Here is a 14451-nt window from a genome sequence, read left to right as displayed (position 1 = left end):
AAATCACGATATGGGCAGCGATCAGCCCTGTACCCCGTACTTGCTCCGATACGCCGCCACCGCCTCCCGGTGCTGTCCGATGTCGCCGCCGGCGCTTTGGCCCGACAGGAACGAGAACAAGTCATCCAGGCTGGCGATAGCAACCACCGGCATGCCGTACAGCTTCGCCACTTCCTGCACCGCTGACAGCTCGGACAGTTCGCCATCCTTGCCCGCGCGTTCCATCCGGTCCAGTGCAATCAGCACCGCCGCAGGGGTCGCGCCGGCAGCGCGGATCAGTTCCACCGACTCCCGCACGGACGTGCCCGCCGAGATCACATCGTCGATGATCACCACCCGGCCCTGCAAAGGCGCACCGATGATGTTGCCGCCTTCGCCATGGTCCTTGGCTTCCTTGCGGTTGAACGAAAACGGCACGTTGCGGCCCTTTCCGGCCAGCGACACGGCTGTGGCCGAAGCCAGCGCTATGCCCTTGTACGCGGGTCCGAACAGCATGTCGAATTCGACACCCGCATCGAGCAGCGTCTGCGCATAGAAATCGGCCAGGCGGCCAAGCGATGCGCCGTCGCAAAACAGGCCGGCGTTGAAGAAATACGGTGAGGTGCGGCCGGCTTTGGTGATGAAACTGCCAAAGCGCAGCACGCCGGACTGGATGGAAAATTCGATGAATTGCTGGCGCAGGCTACTCAAGATGACACCGTAGGGCAGGGATGGAAAGACCCACATTCTAGCCCGATACCGCGCGCAGGCATGCTTGCCGGCAGCCGGACCGGCTAGATTGCAGGAATCACATACCCCACGTCCCTGAACATGCGCAGGCAGATGTCCACCACCTGCTCGTCGTAGAGCGTGCCCTTGCCGCGCTCGATTTCGCTAAGGCTGGTGCCAGGCCCACCTTGCCCGAGAGCGTCGCGCGGCCGGTATCCCGGGCTGATTCCATCGCGGCGCGCCTGAACGGTTCGGCAAACATGTCGTAGCCAAAGGCGCGCAGGTTAGTGCCGCGGAACGGCTCCAGAGAGTGAGTCACAGGATGAAAAAGCAGGACGCAAGGGAGGGAATACGTGGACTGGAATGCAAGATATTCTGCACGATTCAAACTGGCCGCTATAGTCCAGTCGCTCCGGTCCCGAGGTGGAGATACCCGCATTGCGGCCTGATACCGTATGCTGTCGGCTGCCCGCGCCACCGGCGCCGGAACACGTCTTCATCATCACCGAATCAAACTCATGAGAATCATCTCCGCCAACCTCAACGGCATACGCTCGGCTGCAAAGAAAGGCTTCTTCGACTGGATGGCACAGCAGGATGCCGATTTCATCTGCGTGCAGGAGCTGAAGGCCCAGTCCGGCGACATGACGCCGGAGTTCCTCACTCCGCACGGCTACAACGGCACCTTCCATTTCGCGGCCAAGAAGGGCTACTCCGGCACCGGCGTCTATTCCCGCCTGAAGCCGGATCACATGCAGATCGGCTTCGGCGACGAGGAATTCGATGCCGAGGGACGCTATGTGCAATGCGACTTCGGCAATCTCTCGGTGATATCGCTTTACTGTCCCTCGGGATCATCCAGCGATGAACGGCAGCAGGCGAAATTTCGCTTCATGGCGCGCTTCCTGCCGCACCTTGAAATGCTGGCGGCATGTGGCCGGGAGGTCGTGATCTGCGGCGACTGGAATATCGCCCACAAGGAGATCGACCTGAAGAACTGGAAAAGCAACCAGAAGAATTCGGGCTTCCTGCCGGAGGAGCGCGCCTGGATGACCACGCTGTTCGACGAAACCGGCTGGCGGGACGTCTATCGCTTGCTGCATCCGGATACGACCGGGGAAGCCTACACGTGGTGGAGCAACCGCGGCCAGGCCTGGGCCAAGAATGTCGGTTGGCGGATCGATTACCAGATTGCCACCCCGGGCGTCGCGGCCACCGCACGCGCAGCCTCGGTCTACAAGGACGCCCGCTTTTCCGACCACGCGCCGCTGACGATCAGCTACGACTTCACATCCTGAGACCGGACGGGCCGGCCGCAGGCTCAGGGACTGGGCTGCGAGGCCGGCTCTTCATGCCCGGCCAGCACTGATTTGATCCACGGCAGCAAGGCATAAGCTGGGAATGCAAGCACGAAGGTCAGCAGGAAGTAATTCGCGTAGCCCATCTCGTGCGCACCGACCCCGCCGGCCCAGCCCGCGATCGAGCGCGAGAAAGCGAAGATGGAGGACAGGATCGCGTATTCCGTGGTGGCGCGCGACTTGTCCACGATCGCCATCAGGAAAGCCAGGAAAGCAGCGGTCCCGAGCCCACCGGTGAATGACTCGATCGCACTGGCGGAATACATGATCGCCTGCAGATGCGGTGCGATCTCGGTGCCCTGCGGCGCAGCAGGAATCATGAAGGCGGCAACGACATAGCCAAGGTTCGAGAGCGCCTGCCACAGGCCGAGCACCCACAGGCCGCGGAAGATGCCGACCCGGTCGGTGTACCAGCCGCCCAGCACGCCGCCGCCTATCGACAGTGCCAGGCCGACATTGACCGACACCAGTCCGATCTGGGTGTTGGTAAAGCCGCTGTCGACCCAGAAGGGCTTGATCATGAAGCCGATCGACGAGTCGGCCAGCTTGAAGATCAGGATGAAGCCGATCAGGATCAAGGCATGACGCCGGTTCAACAATGACACGATGGCGCCGAACATCGGCCCCTGTTCCGATGTTCGGGCCAGTTGTTTCGACCGGCCGCGGAACGCGCGTGAAAACAACAATGCGGACGCAATGATCAGCGCCACCGGGATGGACCTGAACCACCATGCGCGCTTGACGCCGGCGATCCAGGCCGGGTCGAGCGCAGTGACCAGCGGCCACAGCAAGCCAAGCAGGAACAGGCCAAGGGCAGACATCAGCACCGGCTGGCGCACCAGCGCGGTGAGTTCGCTGCGCAGGTCCGCCTGCGCTTCGCGCGCCGGACGGTCCGGCTCCTTCGGCGCCAGCATCACGACGATCGCCATCACGAGGAACAGCAGCGCCGTCACCCCATAGGTGCTGTTCCAGCCCACATGGTCGGACAACCACAGCAGCACGCCTGCAGCCAGCATGCCGACCCGGTAAAAACCGATCCGGAAACCATTCGCCAGCCCCAGTTCCTGCTTGTTCAGGCGCTCGATGGTGTAGCCGTCGATGGCAATGTCATTGGTGGCCGAGAGCGCGGTGAAGACGCCGATGGCGACCCATACCCACGGTCCGAAGCCGGCCTCGCGAGCGATCGCAATCATCACCAGCCCCATGCCGACATCGGCCGCCGCCATCCACCATCGATGCCGGCGGGTGAAGTCGATCAGGGGCGCCCACAGGAATTTCAGGGTCCACGACAGGCCGAGCAGGGACAGGAGTCCGATCTTGTTCAGCTCGACACCCTGTTGCCGGAAATAGACCGGGAACAGGTCGTAGAACAGACCGAGCGGAAAGCCTTCCGAAAAATACAACAGGCTGACCCAGAACAGCTTCGAGCGCAGCAGCTTGGGCTGCGCCTGGCCTGTGTATTGGGGCAGGTTCATGCAGGCGTCTTCTTGCGGAGGCGAAATACGGCCAGGCTACCTCGCCAGGTGGGCAGGAAAGTCACCGGCCGGCCAGCTTCATCGAGCGAGACGCATTCCAGCACTTCGAGCCCGACCTCGTTGGCAAGTTCCTCGAAATCAGGGATCGTTGCGCAGCGCAGGTTGGGCGTGTCATACCACTGGTAGGGCAGGCTTTTCGAGATCGGCATGCGTCCCTGCAGCAAGGACATGCGATGCTGCCAATAGGCGAAATTGGGGAAGGAAACGATCGCTTCGCGCCCGACCCGGGCAATGTCGCGCAGCACGTCCTTGACATCCTTGATCATCTGCAGCGCGGACAGGCACAGCACGGTGTCGAAGGATTCGTTGGCGAAAATGGCAAGTCCCGCTTCCAGGTCCTGCTGGATCACCGACACCCCGCGCGCGATGCACAGCGGGATTTTCTGGTCGATGATCTCGACGCCATATCCGCTGCACTGCTTGTCGCTTTGCAGGTAGTCGAGCATGACGCCGTCGCCGCACCCGAGGTCGAGCACGCTCGATCCCTCGCGCACCCAGTGCGCGATGAAGGCCAGGTCGGGACGCTGTGCCAGCAGGTCGTCGAAGTTCATGCCACCCTCCGCTGCGCGCCGCTGCCACTGATCTCGTCCCACACCCGCTCGTAGTAAGCGCGCACCGCCGCGTGATAGCGGCTGTCTTCAAGCAGGAAGGCATCGTGGCCGTGCGGCGCATCGATCTCTGCGTACACGACCCGCCGCCGGTTGTTGACCAGCGCCTGCACCATCTCGCGGCTGCGCGCCGGCGCAAAGCGCCAGTCGGTGCTGAACGAGACCAGCAGGAATTCCGCTTGCGTGCCCGCGAGCGCGCGGGTCAGGTCGCCGCCATGGTCGCGGGCCGGGTCGAAATAGTCGAGCGCCTTGGTGATCAGCAAGTAGGTGTTGGCATCGAAGTATTCGGAAAACTTGTCGCCCTGATAGCGCAGGTAGGACTCGATCTCGAAATCGATGCCGAAGCCGAACTGGTAGTCGCCGGCGCGCAGCTCGCGGCCGAATTTCTCGGCCATGTCGTCGTCGGACAGGTAGGTGATGTGGCCGATCATGCGCGCCACCCGCAGGCCGCTGCGCGGCACCACGCCATGGGCGTAGAAATCGCCGCCGTGGAAATCGGGATCGGTCAGGATCGCCTGGCGGGCAACATCGTTGAAAGCGATGTTCTGCGCCGACAGCTTGGGCGTCGACGCGATCACGGCGCAGTGGCGCAGCCGCTGCGGGTACAGCATGCTCCAGGCCATTGCCTGCATGCCGCCCAGCGAGCCGCCCATCACCGCCGCGAATTGACTGATGCCAAGGCGGTCTGCCAGCCGCGCCTGCGCATGCACCCAGTCTTCCACGGTCAACACCGGGAAGGACGCACCGTAGGGCTTGCCGGTCGCCGGGTTGACATGCATCGGTCCGGTCGAGCCGAAACACGAGCCGAGGTTATTGACGCCGATGACAAAGAAACGGTCGGTGTCGACCGGCTTGCCGGGACCGACCATGTTGTCCCACCAGCCGACGACCCTGGCGCCGTCGGGACCTTCGTAATACCCGGCGACATGGTGGGAAGCGTTCAGCGCATGGCAGACCAGCACCGCATTGGAGCGGTCCTGGTTCAGCGTGCCATAGGTCTCGTAGACGATGGTGTAGTCGCCGATCAAGGCGCCGCCCTGCAGCGGCAGCGGTTCGCTGAAATGCATGGACTGCGGGGCGACGATACCGATTGAACTCATCTTCGATGGTGGAATGCGAAAGGACAAAACGCCAGAAAACAAAAAAGCCCGAAAAGCATTCAGCTTGTCGGGCTAATCCGGAACCTGCCAGGTAGCTCGCTTTAGCCGTATTTATATGGGGACTGGCCCCCTGCGCCCGCAAGCTGTGTAGGCCGGGTCGGTTACCCTTCCGGCCGCCGTTCAAATCGGCGCAGTGGCATCAAGAATATACGATGTGGGGTGACGGGTCAAACCATGGGCCTGGGCTCCGCCCGGGCCTGCGGCGCCTTACATCTCCCGCAACTGTGCCACCGCCTCCGCAATCGCTTCCGGCTCGTAGGCCTTCAGGATCTTGCGGGTCTGGGCAGTGATCCGGCCGAGATCTGTATTGAGCACCTCCTGCTTGACCGCGAGAATCTGCGTCGGGTGCATCGAAAACTCGCGCAGCCCCATACCCAGCAGCAACCTGGTCAGGCGGACGTCGCCGGCCATCTCGCCGCAAACGGCAACCGGCTTGCCGGCCTTGGCGCCAGTCGAGATCGTCATCCCGATCAGCTGCAGCACCGCCGGATGCAGCGGGTTGTAGAGGTGGGCGACTTCGTGGTCGACGCGATCGATCGCAAGCGTGTACTGGATCAGGTCGTTGGTGCCGACAGACAGGAAATCCAGGCGCTTGACGAACAAGGGAAGCGCCAGCGCGGCGGCCGGGATCTCGATCATGGCGCCAACCGGAATCTGCTCGTCGAACTTGCACTTCGCTTCGCGCAACTGGGCCTTGGCCTGCGCCACCATTGCCAACGTCTGCTCGATCTCGAATGCATGCGCCAGCATCGGCACCAGCAGATGGATAGGACCGAAAGCGGATGCCCGCAGGATTGCCCGCAGCTGCGTCAGGAACATCTGCGGCTCGGCCAGGCAATAGCGGATCGCCCGCAGCCCGAGCGCAGGATTGAGCGCCGTTTCATCGGCATGGTGCAGCGGCTTGTCGGCGCCAATGTCGAGCGTGCGGATCGTGACAGGCCGCCCCTTCATCGCCAGCACCGCTTTGCGGTACGACTCGAACTGTTCATCCTCGGTCGGCAGCCGGCCGGCGTGGATGCGGCCGAGGAAAAGGAATTCGGAACGGAACAATCCGACGCCGCTCGCCCCCACCTCCATCGCGGTGGCGCAGTCTTCCGGAAGTTCGATGTTTGCCATCAGGTCGATCGGGGTGCCGTCCTTTGTGACGGCCGGCGTCTTGCGCAGACGGCTCAGCTTCTTGCGTTCGCGGATCAGGCGCTGCTGGAGATCGCGGTACTGTTTCAGCACCAGCGGCGAAGGATCGACAATGACCACGCCGGCGTCGCCGTCGATAATGATCCAGTCGTCCTGCAGCACCAGCGTCGAACCATTGGCCAGGCCGACCACGGCCGGTATGTCGAGACTGCGGGCAACAATCGCCGTATGCGAGTTCTGCCCGCCCAGGTCCGTGATGAAACCGGCAAATGCGCCATGACGGAACTGCAGCATGTCGGCCGGGGAAACGTCGTGGGCGACCACGATCATGTGCGCCATCGACTCGTCGGCACCGGCCTCGGGAAGCTTGCTTGCAGTGCCGGTCAGCACTTTCAGCACGCGCTCGCCGACCTGCCCGATATCGTTCTTGCGCTCGCGCAGGTAGGCGTCTTCGATCTCCTCGAACTGCGCCGACAATTCATCGATCTGGGTCACCAGCGCCCACTCGGCGTTGTAGTGTCGCTTGCGGATGATCTCCAGCGGAATTTCGGAAATCATCGGGTCCGACAGGATCAGCGCATGCACATCGATGAAAGCGCCGAGCTCGGCCGGCGCATCGGCCGGCAGGTCGGTCCAGATCGTCTGCAGCTCGCGATGCACGGTGGCCAGCGCATCCTGCAGTCGCTGCACTTCGTTCTCGACCTGCTCTTCCGGAACCAGGTAATGCTGGACATCGAGCGCCGCCGGCGCAAACAAGTGGGCACGGCCGATGGCGATGCCGCGCGAAACCGGAATGCCGTGCAGCGTAAACGACGAACCGGTCTTGTTCATTTGAGCGGGATCCGGTTTCACTCGCTCTCGCCGAATCGTGCGCGGATCAGGGACAGCAGGGCGTCCAGGCAGTCTTCCTCGTCCGGTCCGTCGATTTCCAGCTTGACGGTCGAGCCCTTGCCGGCGGCCAGCATCATCACGCCCATGATTGACTTCGCGTTGACACGCCGCGTGTTGCGGCTCATCCAGACGTCGCTCTTGTATTTTGCGGCCAGTTGGGTCAACTTGGCCGAGGCGCGGGCATGCAGGCCCAGCTTGTTGATGATTTCGACTTCCTGCTCGATCATGTCGGTATCGCTGCTATCGTTGATGTTGTTGGTTGTTGGTCTGCTTACGTCGGTGACAGGCGCACCCGGTTATCCACCCGCACTGCGCCATTCTGGGCGCCGGCCAGGGCCATCTCGATAACGACATCGATGGTGTCGTTGCGGTAGGTGATCGCGCGCAGCAGCATCGGCAGGCTGATGCCGGCAATCACCTCGACATGGCCCGGCTGGCACAACTGCAGCGTGCAGTTGCACGGCGTTCCTCCCATTACATCGGTGATGACCAGCACGCCGCCGCCGTCATCGAGCCTTTCGATCGCCTCGCTAGCCAGCCGCCGCACCTCGGCCGTGTCCTGGTCGGCGGAGACGTCGATCGCCTCCAGCCGCTCGGGCCGGCCGCGGAACACGTGCGTTGCCGCGTCGATGAATGCCTGACCCAGTGGTGCGTGCGTCAGAAGCAGAATGCCAACCATATGTGTGCCGATTTCCCGGTGATGGCCGCCTGGGCTGTTTGCCCCCTGCGGCTACATCAATTCTTCAAGCGCGTCGATGAACATGCCTGCGACGTTGAAACCAGTTTGCTGGTGTATCTCCTGGAAACAGGTCGGGCTCGTGACGTTGACTTCGGTCAGATAGTCGCCGATCACGTCCAATCCTACCAGCAACAGGCCGCGCCCCATCAAAATCGGGCCAAGCGTCCCGGCAATCTCGCGGTCGCGCTCCGACAGCGCTTGCGCAACACCACTGCCGCCGGCGGCCAGGTTGCCGCGCACTTCGCCCGCCTGCGGTATCCGCGCCAGGCTGTACGGAACCACCTTGCCACCGATTACCAGCACCCGCTTGTCGCCCTTGACGATCTCGGGAATGTAGCGCTGGACCATGATGGTGCGCTGGCCATTTTTGGTGAGCAGCTCGATGATCGAGCCCAGGTTCATGCCCTCGCGGTCGACCCGGAAGATCCCGGCGCCCCCCATGCCGTCGAGCGGCTTGAGTATCACGTCGCGATGCTCGGCATGGAAAGCACGGATGCGCCGTTCGTCGCTGGTGACAATGGTCGGCGCAGTGAATTGCGAGAACTGGGCGATGCTCAGCTTTTCATTATGGCTGCGGATCGCTTCAGGCTTGTTGAAAACCCGCACCCCCTGCGACTCCGCCAATTCCAGCAGGTAAGTCGCATAGATGTATTCCATGTTGAACGGCGGATCGGTGCGTTCGACCACCGCGTCGAATGCCGACAAGGGATGGTTCTCGGGCGCATCGGCGCGATACCAGTCGAGCAGATCGCCGGTCAGCTCGATACGCTGCACGGTCGCGACCACCTTGCCGCCAACGATCGCCATGTCCTTGTGCTGGAACACATGCAAGCTGTGGCCGCGCGCGGCCGCCTCGACCATCATTGCGTAGGTGGAATCCTTGTAGGTCTTGAAACCTGGAAGCGGGTCGGCGGCAAAGGCAATCTTCATCAATAAATTTCCGGATTGGGGTCGGTCTTCTCAAGCTCGATCGACGCTGCCAGCAGCGCCAGCCGCGCCACCACGCCATACATGTAGAAACGGTTCGGGGCGGCGGTCCCCGGCTTGGCCAGCAGGTCGGGCAGCGCATGCTGGTGAGCGAACGCCAGCGGCACGAAATGCGCGCCCGGCGAGTTGAGGTTCTCGTCCACGCCGCGTTCGGCATGCACGCGGTAGAAACCGCCAACCACATAACGGTCGATCATGTAGACCACGGGCTCGGCCACAGCATCGTTGATGTGCTCGAAGGTGTGCACGCCCTCCTGGATGATCACGTCCGAGACTTCCAGCCCTTCCTTGACGACCGACATCTTGTTGCGCTGCTTGCGGTTCAGGTCGCGCACTTCGCTCGAATCGCGCACGGTCATTATGCCCATGCCATAGGTGCCGGCATCGGCCTTGACGATCACGAACGGTGTTTCCTTGATGCCGTATTCCTTGTATTTCTTGCGGATCTTGGCCAGCACCGCGTCGACACTGACGGCCAGTGCGTCCTCGCCGGTCCGCTCGTGGAAATTGATTCCGCTGCATTTTGCGAAATACGGATTCAGCATCCATTGGTCGACATCGATCAGCTTGGCGAACTTCTTGACCACCTCGTCATAGGCGGCAAAGTGATTGCTCTTGCGCCGCACTGCCCATCCCGCATGCAGCGGCGGCAGCAGGTTCTGCTCGTTCAGGTTCTCGAGTATCGACGGCAGCCCGGCCGACAGGTCGTTGTTCAGCAGGATCGTGCAGGGATCGAAATTCTTGAGGCCGACGCGGCGTCCATTTGCCTGGCGTTCGAGCGGTTCGAGGACGATGGTCGTTCCATCCGGCAGCTCGATGGGCGTTGGTTCGCGCACACCTTCCGACAGCGAGCCCAGCCGCACATTCAGGCCGGTCTGGCGGAATATCTGCATCAGGCGCGCGACATTTTGCAGGTAGAAGGTGTTACGGGTATGACGTTCCGGAATCAGCAACAGGTTCTTGGCGTCCGGACAGTATTTCTCGATCGCCGCCATCGCCGCCTGCACCGCCAGCGGCAGCATTTCCGGAGAAAGGTTGTTGAATCCGCCCGGAAACAGGTTGGTGTCGACCGGCGCCAGCTTGAATCCTGCATTGCGCAGGTCGACCGAGCAGTAGAACGGCGGTGTGTGCTCCTGCCATTCGAGGCGGAACCAGCGTTCGATCGCGGGCGTTGCAGCAAGGATTTTCTTCTCGAGGTCGAGCAGGGGGCCGTTCAGGGCGGTGACCAGGTGGGGAACCATAAGATGCTTTCGGTACAGGATGGCAAGATTCTAGCGGTATTCCCGGATGCACGCGGAGTTCGGCTTGCAGCGGGGCTGGCACCAGAGGTGGGGACGGACGCCAGGTTTTTAAAGTACCGCGGCAATACCAGGCTTCAGCCAAAAAAAACGCCTCCCGAGGGAGGCGTTCTGAAACCCGCGAACGGGATACTGCCGGAGGAGACTACCTTGGTGATTCAATCACACGTGATACGCGGACTCGCCGTGGCTGGTGATATCCAGGCCTTCGCGTTCCTGGTCTTCCGGCACGCGCAGCCCGATCACAAGGTCAACCAGCTTGAAGGCGATGAATGCCACCACGCCGGACCAGATCACGGTCGTCAGCACGCCCTGGAACTGAATCCAGACCTGGCCGGCGATCGAATAGTCGGGCGCAACCTTGTTGGCGACATAGTCGTAGATGCCGGTGCCGCCGAGCGATGGCGCAGCAAACACGCCGGTCAGGATGGCGCCCAGTGCGCCGCCCACGCCATGCACCCCGAAGACGTCGAGCGAGTCATCCGCACCCAGCATCTTCTTGAGGCCGTTGACGCCCCACAGGCAGACGACGCCAGCCACAAGCCCGATTACGAGGGCGCCCATGATGCCGACGAAACCAGCCGCAGGCGTGATGGCAACCAGGCCGGCCAATGCGCCGGAGACTGCACCCAGCATCGAAGGCTTGCCCTTGGACATCCACTCGGCGAAGACCCAGGCCACTGTTGCCGCAGCCGCAGCCAGCAGGGTGTTGATGAAGGCCAGCGCAGCCGAACCGCTGGCTTCCAGCGCCGAGCCGGCGTTGAAACCGAACCAGCCCACCCACAGCAGCGAAGCACCGACCATGGTCATCGTCAGCGAGTGCGGTGCCATGGCTTCGCGGCCATAACCGATACGCTTGCCAATCACGTAGGCACCAACCAGGCCAGCGACAGCGGCGTTGATATGCACGACGGTACCGCCGGCGAAATCAAGCGCACCCTTCTGGAACAGCCAGCCGGCGGCAGCGGTCGCTTTTTCTGCGGCAGCAGCGTCAGTAAAGGCATCCGGGCCAGGCCAGAACCAGACCATGTGGGCAACCGGCAGGTAGCTGAACGTGAACCACAGCACCGAGAACAGCAGCACGGCCGAGAACTTGACGCGCTCGGCGAAGGCGCCAACGATCAGTCCGCAGGTAATGGCCGCAAACGATGCCTGGAAGGCGACGAAGGCTAGCTCCGGAATCACCACGCCTTTGCTGAAGGTGGCAGTGTTGGTCTCGCCCGTAATGCCCTTCAGGAACAGCCGGTCGAACGAGCCGATGAAGCTGCCACCCTCGGTGAACGCCAGCGAGTAGCCGTAGATGCACCACAGGACGATGATCAGCGAGAACACCATGAACACCTGCATCAGGATCGACAGCATGTTCTTGGAACGGACCAGGCCGCCGTAGAACAATGCCAGGCCGGGGATAGCCATCATGATGACGATGAGGGTCGCAGTCATCATCCAGGCCGTGTCACCTTTGTTGGGTGTCGGTGCGGGTGCTGCTGCGGCCGGTGCTGCTGCGGCAGCGGGTGCAGCAACTGCCGATGCTGCCGGTGCTGCTGCCGCGGCTGCGGGGGCTGCTGCAGCGGGTGCCGACGCAGCCGGTGCGTCTGCCTTTGGCATGTCGGCTGCCGACGACATGCCGGAGAAGCCGACTGCCAGCGCCAGGGCGCCGGCGGCCAGCATGCTTGATAGTGTAATTTTCATCAGATTTCTCCAGTCAGAGTGCGTCTTTGCCAGTCTCGCCAGTGCGGATCCGCACCACCTGCTCGAGGCTGTAGACGAAAATCTTGCCGTCACCGATCTTGCCGGTGCGGGCCGAAGTTTCGATCGCCTCGATTGCGCGCTCCAGGATGTCGTCGTCGACCGCTGCTTCGATCTTGGTCTTGGGCAGGAAGTCGACTACGTATTCGGCGCCGCGATACAGTTCCGTGTGGCCTTTCTGGCGTCCGAATCCCTTCACCTCGGTGACGGTGATGCCCTGCACGCCGATGGCGGACAATGCTTCCCGCACCTCGTCGAGCTTGAACGGCTTGATGATTGCAGTAAGGAGTTTCATGAGAACCTCGTCAGATTGGTCAGAAGGTTTTGGATACGGACAGCACTGCCGACGGCCGGCTCACATCCTTGATCGAGGTGCCGCTGGTGCTGGTGATCGTGTACTGCGCCGCATTGGCGTTGGTGCCGATCAGTGCCAGGCCAACAGTGGCGAAGCCAAAATCCTTTGCAATGCCAAGCTTGTAGTCGGTGTAGCTGCCTGCGCCGTAGTTCTTGATGGTCTGGCGGCCGACGTGCGCGGTGAACGTGGTCTTGTCAGCGATTTCCCAGTTGCCGGTGATGTCCAGGTATCCCGAACCCTTGGAATCGCCGTTGGCGGCCAGGCCGAACACAGCGCCGGAGGTGGTGCCATTCAGGCCGAAGAAGTCGGTCAGGCCGTAGCTGTACTTCACGGAGAGCCACTTCCAGGTGCCGCCAAAATAGATCTCGCCATTGTTGTATTTCTTGCCGGTGGCGGCGATTTCCGCGCCCGGGTAGTAGTAGTACAGCAGGCCGACGTCAGCCGTCACGTCCTTGGCGACTTCCCACTTGTAGCCACCGTAGATGTCCATCTCGAGGCCGGCGCCATTGTTGAACTGGTTGCCGCTGACGTTCGAGTTCCAGTTGCCCAGGTAGAGGCCGCTGCTGTGGCTGTAGTCAAAGCCGCCCTGCAGGGTCGGGGCACGGAAGGTCTGCGAAATGCCGCGGAAGCGATAGTCGCTCGCAAGGGTGATGTTGCCGGTCAGCGTGTGCGGCGAGGCGGGTGCGGCCGGAGCAGCGGTCTGGGCCGCGACGGATCCCGCGAACGTGGCGAGTACGGCAGCGAAAAGTATCGTTTTTTTCATGGCATATCCCTAGTCGTGAATAATCGGAATCGGATTGATCAGGCAGCACAATATGTGAGCACCGTGCAACATTTAGCAGGGAGCGTGCCAGCCCTGAAAACGGCTTTCCGGTATCATTCCGATTCCCCAGCGCCGCAGCTGTGCATGGGTAGACATTTACGCGCAAGTCGTTGCACCCAAGTGGATCGTGCTCCGATTTGCCGCACCAAAAAGATGCAGCACTCATCCCGGGCACACCAAAATGGACAAGACCAACTTTTTTCAGAATTTCCAGGCCAGGATCAACCAGGCGCTGGAGAACTCACCGGCCCGGGATATTGAAAAGAATGTGAAGGCGATGATGACCCAAGGCCTGGCACGGCTGGACGTGGTGACCCGGGAAGAATTCGATATCCAGGCGCAAGTCCTGGCCAAGACCCGCGCCCGCCTGGAACAGCTGGAAGCGCGAGTGGCAGAGCTTGAAGCGGCATTCAAGGACCGGCCCTGAGCGTTTGCCGGCGAGACGATTGCCCGGCGGGCTTTGATCCCGCGGCAGTCAGGGCATGTTTCAGACGAAGGCGTTTACGCTCACGTTGAAACGCTGCGCCAATCCTTTGGCGACTGCTTTGCTGATGTTCCTGCGCCCCGCAAGAATGTCGCTCAACAAGGTTTGCGAGGCGATGCCTTCCAGGTCCTTGTACTTCAGCTTGTTGGCTTCGATCAGGTGACGCAACACCTCCCGGGGCGGCGCATCGGGAATCACGACATTCTTCCGTTCCCAGGCTTCGATCAGGTCGGTCAACAGATCCAGCATCGAAAACAAGGGGTGACCCTCGTCATCCCCGATGGTATCCACCAGCTGGTCGGCAAGCTTGACCGCGGCCTCGTAATCCTTGTTGCTGCGAATCGGATGCATGGGAACCGCCTCCTGCACGGTTGCCCAGGCCCGCGCAAGCGCGGGCATCCCGCCTGATTGGGCTATCGAGTTCATTTTTTTCGATTTTCCTGTGTCCATTTGTCGTACTCCGCGTGCGTGAAGACGTGACGGATGTACATCTTCTGATGTTCGTAATATACGACTGCCACTATGCGGTAGCCATATTGTGTGTTGCGAAAGTATCAATCTGCGATGTCTTGTTGTTACTTGGCTACCGGTTGCCGGTGGCTGGGCACTCGCGGGAAGTGCT

Annotated in this window: 17 protein-coding genes; 2 read left to right on the top strand and 15 right to left on the bottom strand. The window is 61.8% G+C overall.

Translation table 11 applies throughout. From position 1 onward, the window contains the following. Positions 1-21 precede the first annotated feature (21 nt). A complete protein-coding gene (gene pyrE / locus FVE66_RS13190) occupies positions 22-690 on the bottom strand; it encodes an orotate phosphoribosyltransferase (RefSeq protein WP_151447917.1) in 669 nt (222 codons plus the stop codon). A 97-nt stretch (positions 691-787) separates the two neighbouring features. Beyond that, positions 788-1147: a CHASE domain-containing protein gene (locus tag FVE66_RS13185; protein WP_151447916.1), complete on the bottom strand. Its 360-nt coding sequence runs from the start codon at positions 1145-1147 to the stop codon at positions 788-790. A gap of 79 nt (positions 1148-1226) precedes the next feature. Between FVE66_RS13185 and FVE66_RS13180 the strand changes: the two genes are divergently transcribed. Then, entirely contained in the window at positions 1227-2006 is a 780-nt protein-coding gene (locus FVE66_RS13180) for an exodeoxyribonuclease III (RefSeq protein ID WP_241673205.1), read from the top strand. Between the two features lie 23 nt (positions 2007-2029). On the opposite strand, the gene FVE66_RS13175 is transcribed toward FVE66_RS13180, so the two are convergent. The 11 genes from FVE66_RS13175 to FVE66_RS13125 all read right to left on the bottom strand — a co-directional run bounded on the left by FVE66_RS13175 (position 2030) and on the right by FVE66_RS13125 (position 13285). Beyond that, positions 2030-3541, bottom strand: coding sequence for an MFS transporter (locus FVE66_RS13175; protein WP_151447914.1), 1512 nt, complete (start codon positions 3539-3541; stop codon positions 2030-2032). Beyond that, positions 3538-4152 carry a methionine biosynthesis protein MetW gene (gene metW, locus FVE66_RS13170; protein WP_151447913.1) on the bottom strand — a complete coding sequence of 205 codons (615 nt, stop codon included), beginning with the start codon at positions 4150-4152 and terminating at the stop codon, positions 3538-3540. The genes FVE66_RS13175 and metW overlap by 4 nt, the downstream gene beginning before the upstream one ends. Beyond that, a complete protein-coding gene (gene metX, locus FVE66_RS13165) occupies positions 4149-5309 on the bottom strand; it encodes a homoserine O-succinyltransferase MetX (protein WP_151447912.1) in 1161 nt (386 codons plus the stop codon). Before metX ends, metW begins: the two co-directional genes overlap by 4 nt. Positions 5310-5576: 267 nt before the next feature. After that, positions 5577-7334 (bottom strand): phosphoenolpyruvate--protein phosphotransferase, encoded by a 1758-nt coding sequence (gene ptsP, locus FVE66_RS13160; protein ID WP_151447911.1) that lies wholly within the window; start codon positions 7332-7334, stop codon positions 5577-5579. Between the two features lie 17 nt (positions 7335-7351). Continuing rightward, positions 7352-7621, bottom strand: a complete 270-nt coding sequence (locus tag FVE66_RS13155; protein WP_151447910.1) for an HPr family phosphocarrier protein — start codon at positions 7619-7621, stop codon at positions 7352-7354. A gap of 44 nt (positions 7622-7665) precedes the next feature. After that, the gene (locus tag FVE66_RS13150) at positions 7666-8073 is read right to left on the bottom strand and encodes a PTS sugar transporter subunit IIA (RefSeq protein ID WP_151447909.1); all 408 of its coding nucleotides are present in this window, start codon (positions 8071-8073) and stop codon (positions 7666-7668) included. Between the two features lie 51 nt (positions 8074-8124). Beyond that, the gene (gene gshB, locus FVE66_RS13145) at positions 8125-9063 is read right to left on the bottom strand and encodes a glutathione synthase (RefSeq protein ID WP_151447908.1); all 939 of its coding nucleotides are present in this window, start codon (positions 9061-9063) and stop codon (positions 8125-8127) included. After that, positions 9063-10361: a glutamate--cysteine ligase gene (gene gshA, locus FVE66_RS13140; RefSeq protein WP_151447907.1), complete on the bottom strand. Its 1299-nt coding sequence runs from the start codon at positions 10359-10361 to the stop codon at positions 9063-9065. The genes gshB and gshA overlap by 1 nt, the downstream gene beginning before the upstream one ends. 219 nt (positions 10362-10580) lie before the next feature. After that, entirely contained in the window at positions 10581-12110 is a 1530-nt protein-coding gene (locus FVE66_RS13135; protein WP_151447906.1) for an ammonium transporter, read from the bottom strand. Positions 12111-12123: 13 nt separating this feature from the next. Next, positions 12124-12462, bottom strand: coding sequence for a P-II family nitrogen regulator (locus FVE66_RS13130; protein ID WP_151447905.1), 339 nt, complete (start codon positions 12460-12462; stop codon positions 12124-12126). A gap of 19 nt (positions 12463-12481) precedes the next feature. Then, positions 12482-13285 (bottom strand): TorF family putative porin, encoded by an 804-nt coding sequence (locus FVE66_RS13125; protein ID WP_151447904.1) that lies wholly within the window; start codon positions 13283-13285, stop codon positions 12482-12484. 241 nt (positions 13286-13526) lie between these two features. Here FVE66_RS13125 and FVE66_RS13120 point away from each other — a divergent pair, with 241 nt between their 5' ends. Next, on the top strand, positions 13527-13772 hold the full coding sequence (locus FVE66_RS13120) for an accessory factor UbiK family protein (protein WP_151447903.1): 246 nt from the start codon (positions 13527-13529) through the stop codon (positions 13770-13772). A 60-nt stretch (positions 13773-13832) separates the two neighbouring features. On the opposite strand, the gene FVE66_RS13115 is transcribed toward FVE66_RS13120, so the two are convergent. Both FVE66_RS13115 and FVE66_RS20680 read right to left on the bottom strand, forming a co-directional pair. Beyond that, the gene (locus FVE66_RS13115; RefSeq protein WP_151447902.1) at positions 13833-14255 is read right to left on the bottom strand and encodes a helix-turn-helix domain-containing protein; all 423 of its coding nucleotides are present in this window, start codon (positions 14253-14255) and stop codon (positions 13833-13835) included. Next, the gene (locus tag FVE66_RS20680) at positions 14252-14350 is read right to left on the bottom strand and encodes a type II toxin-antitoxin system HigB family toxin (protein WP_161993274.1); all 99 of its coding nucleotides are present in this window, start codon (positions 14348-14350) and stop codon (positions 14252-14254) included. The genes FVE66_RS13115 and FVE66_RS20680 overlap by 4 nt, the downstream gene beginning before the upstream one ends. Positions 14351-14451 lie beyond the last annotated feature (101 nt).

The sequence above is a fragment of the Lacisediminimonas profundi genome (genome assembly GCF_008831265.1).
GTDB classification, from domain to species: domain Bacteria; phylum Pseudomonadota; class Gammaproteobacteria; order Burkholderiales; family Burkholderiaceae_D; genus Lacisediminimonas; species Lacisediminimonas profundi.
This window is presented reverse-complemented; position numbering and strand designations above follow the sequence as displayed.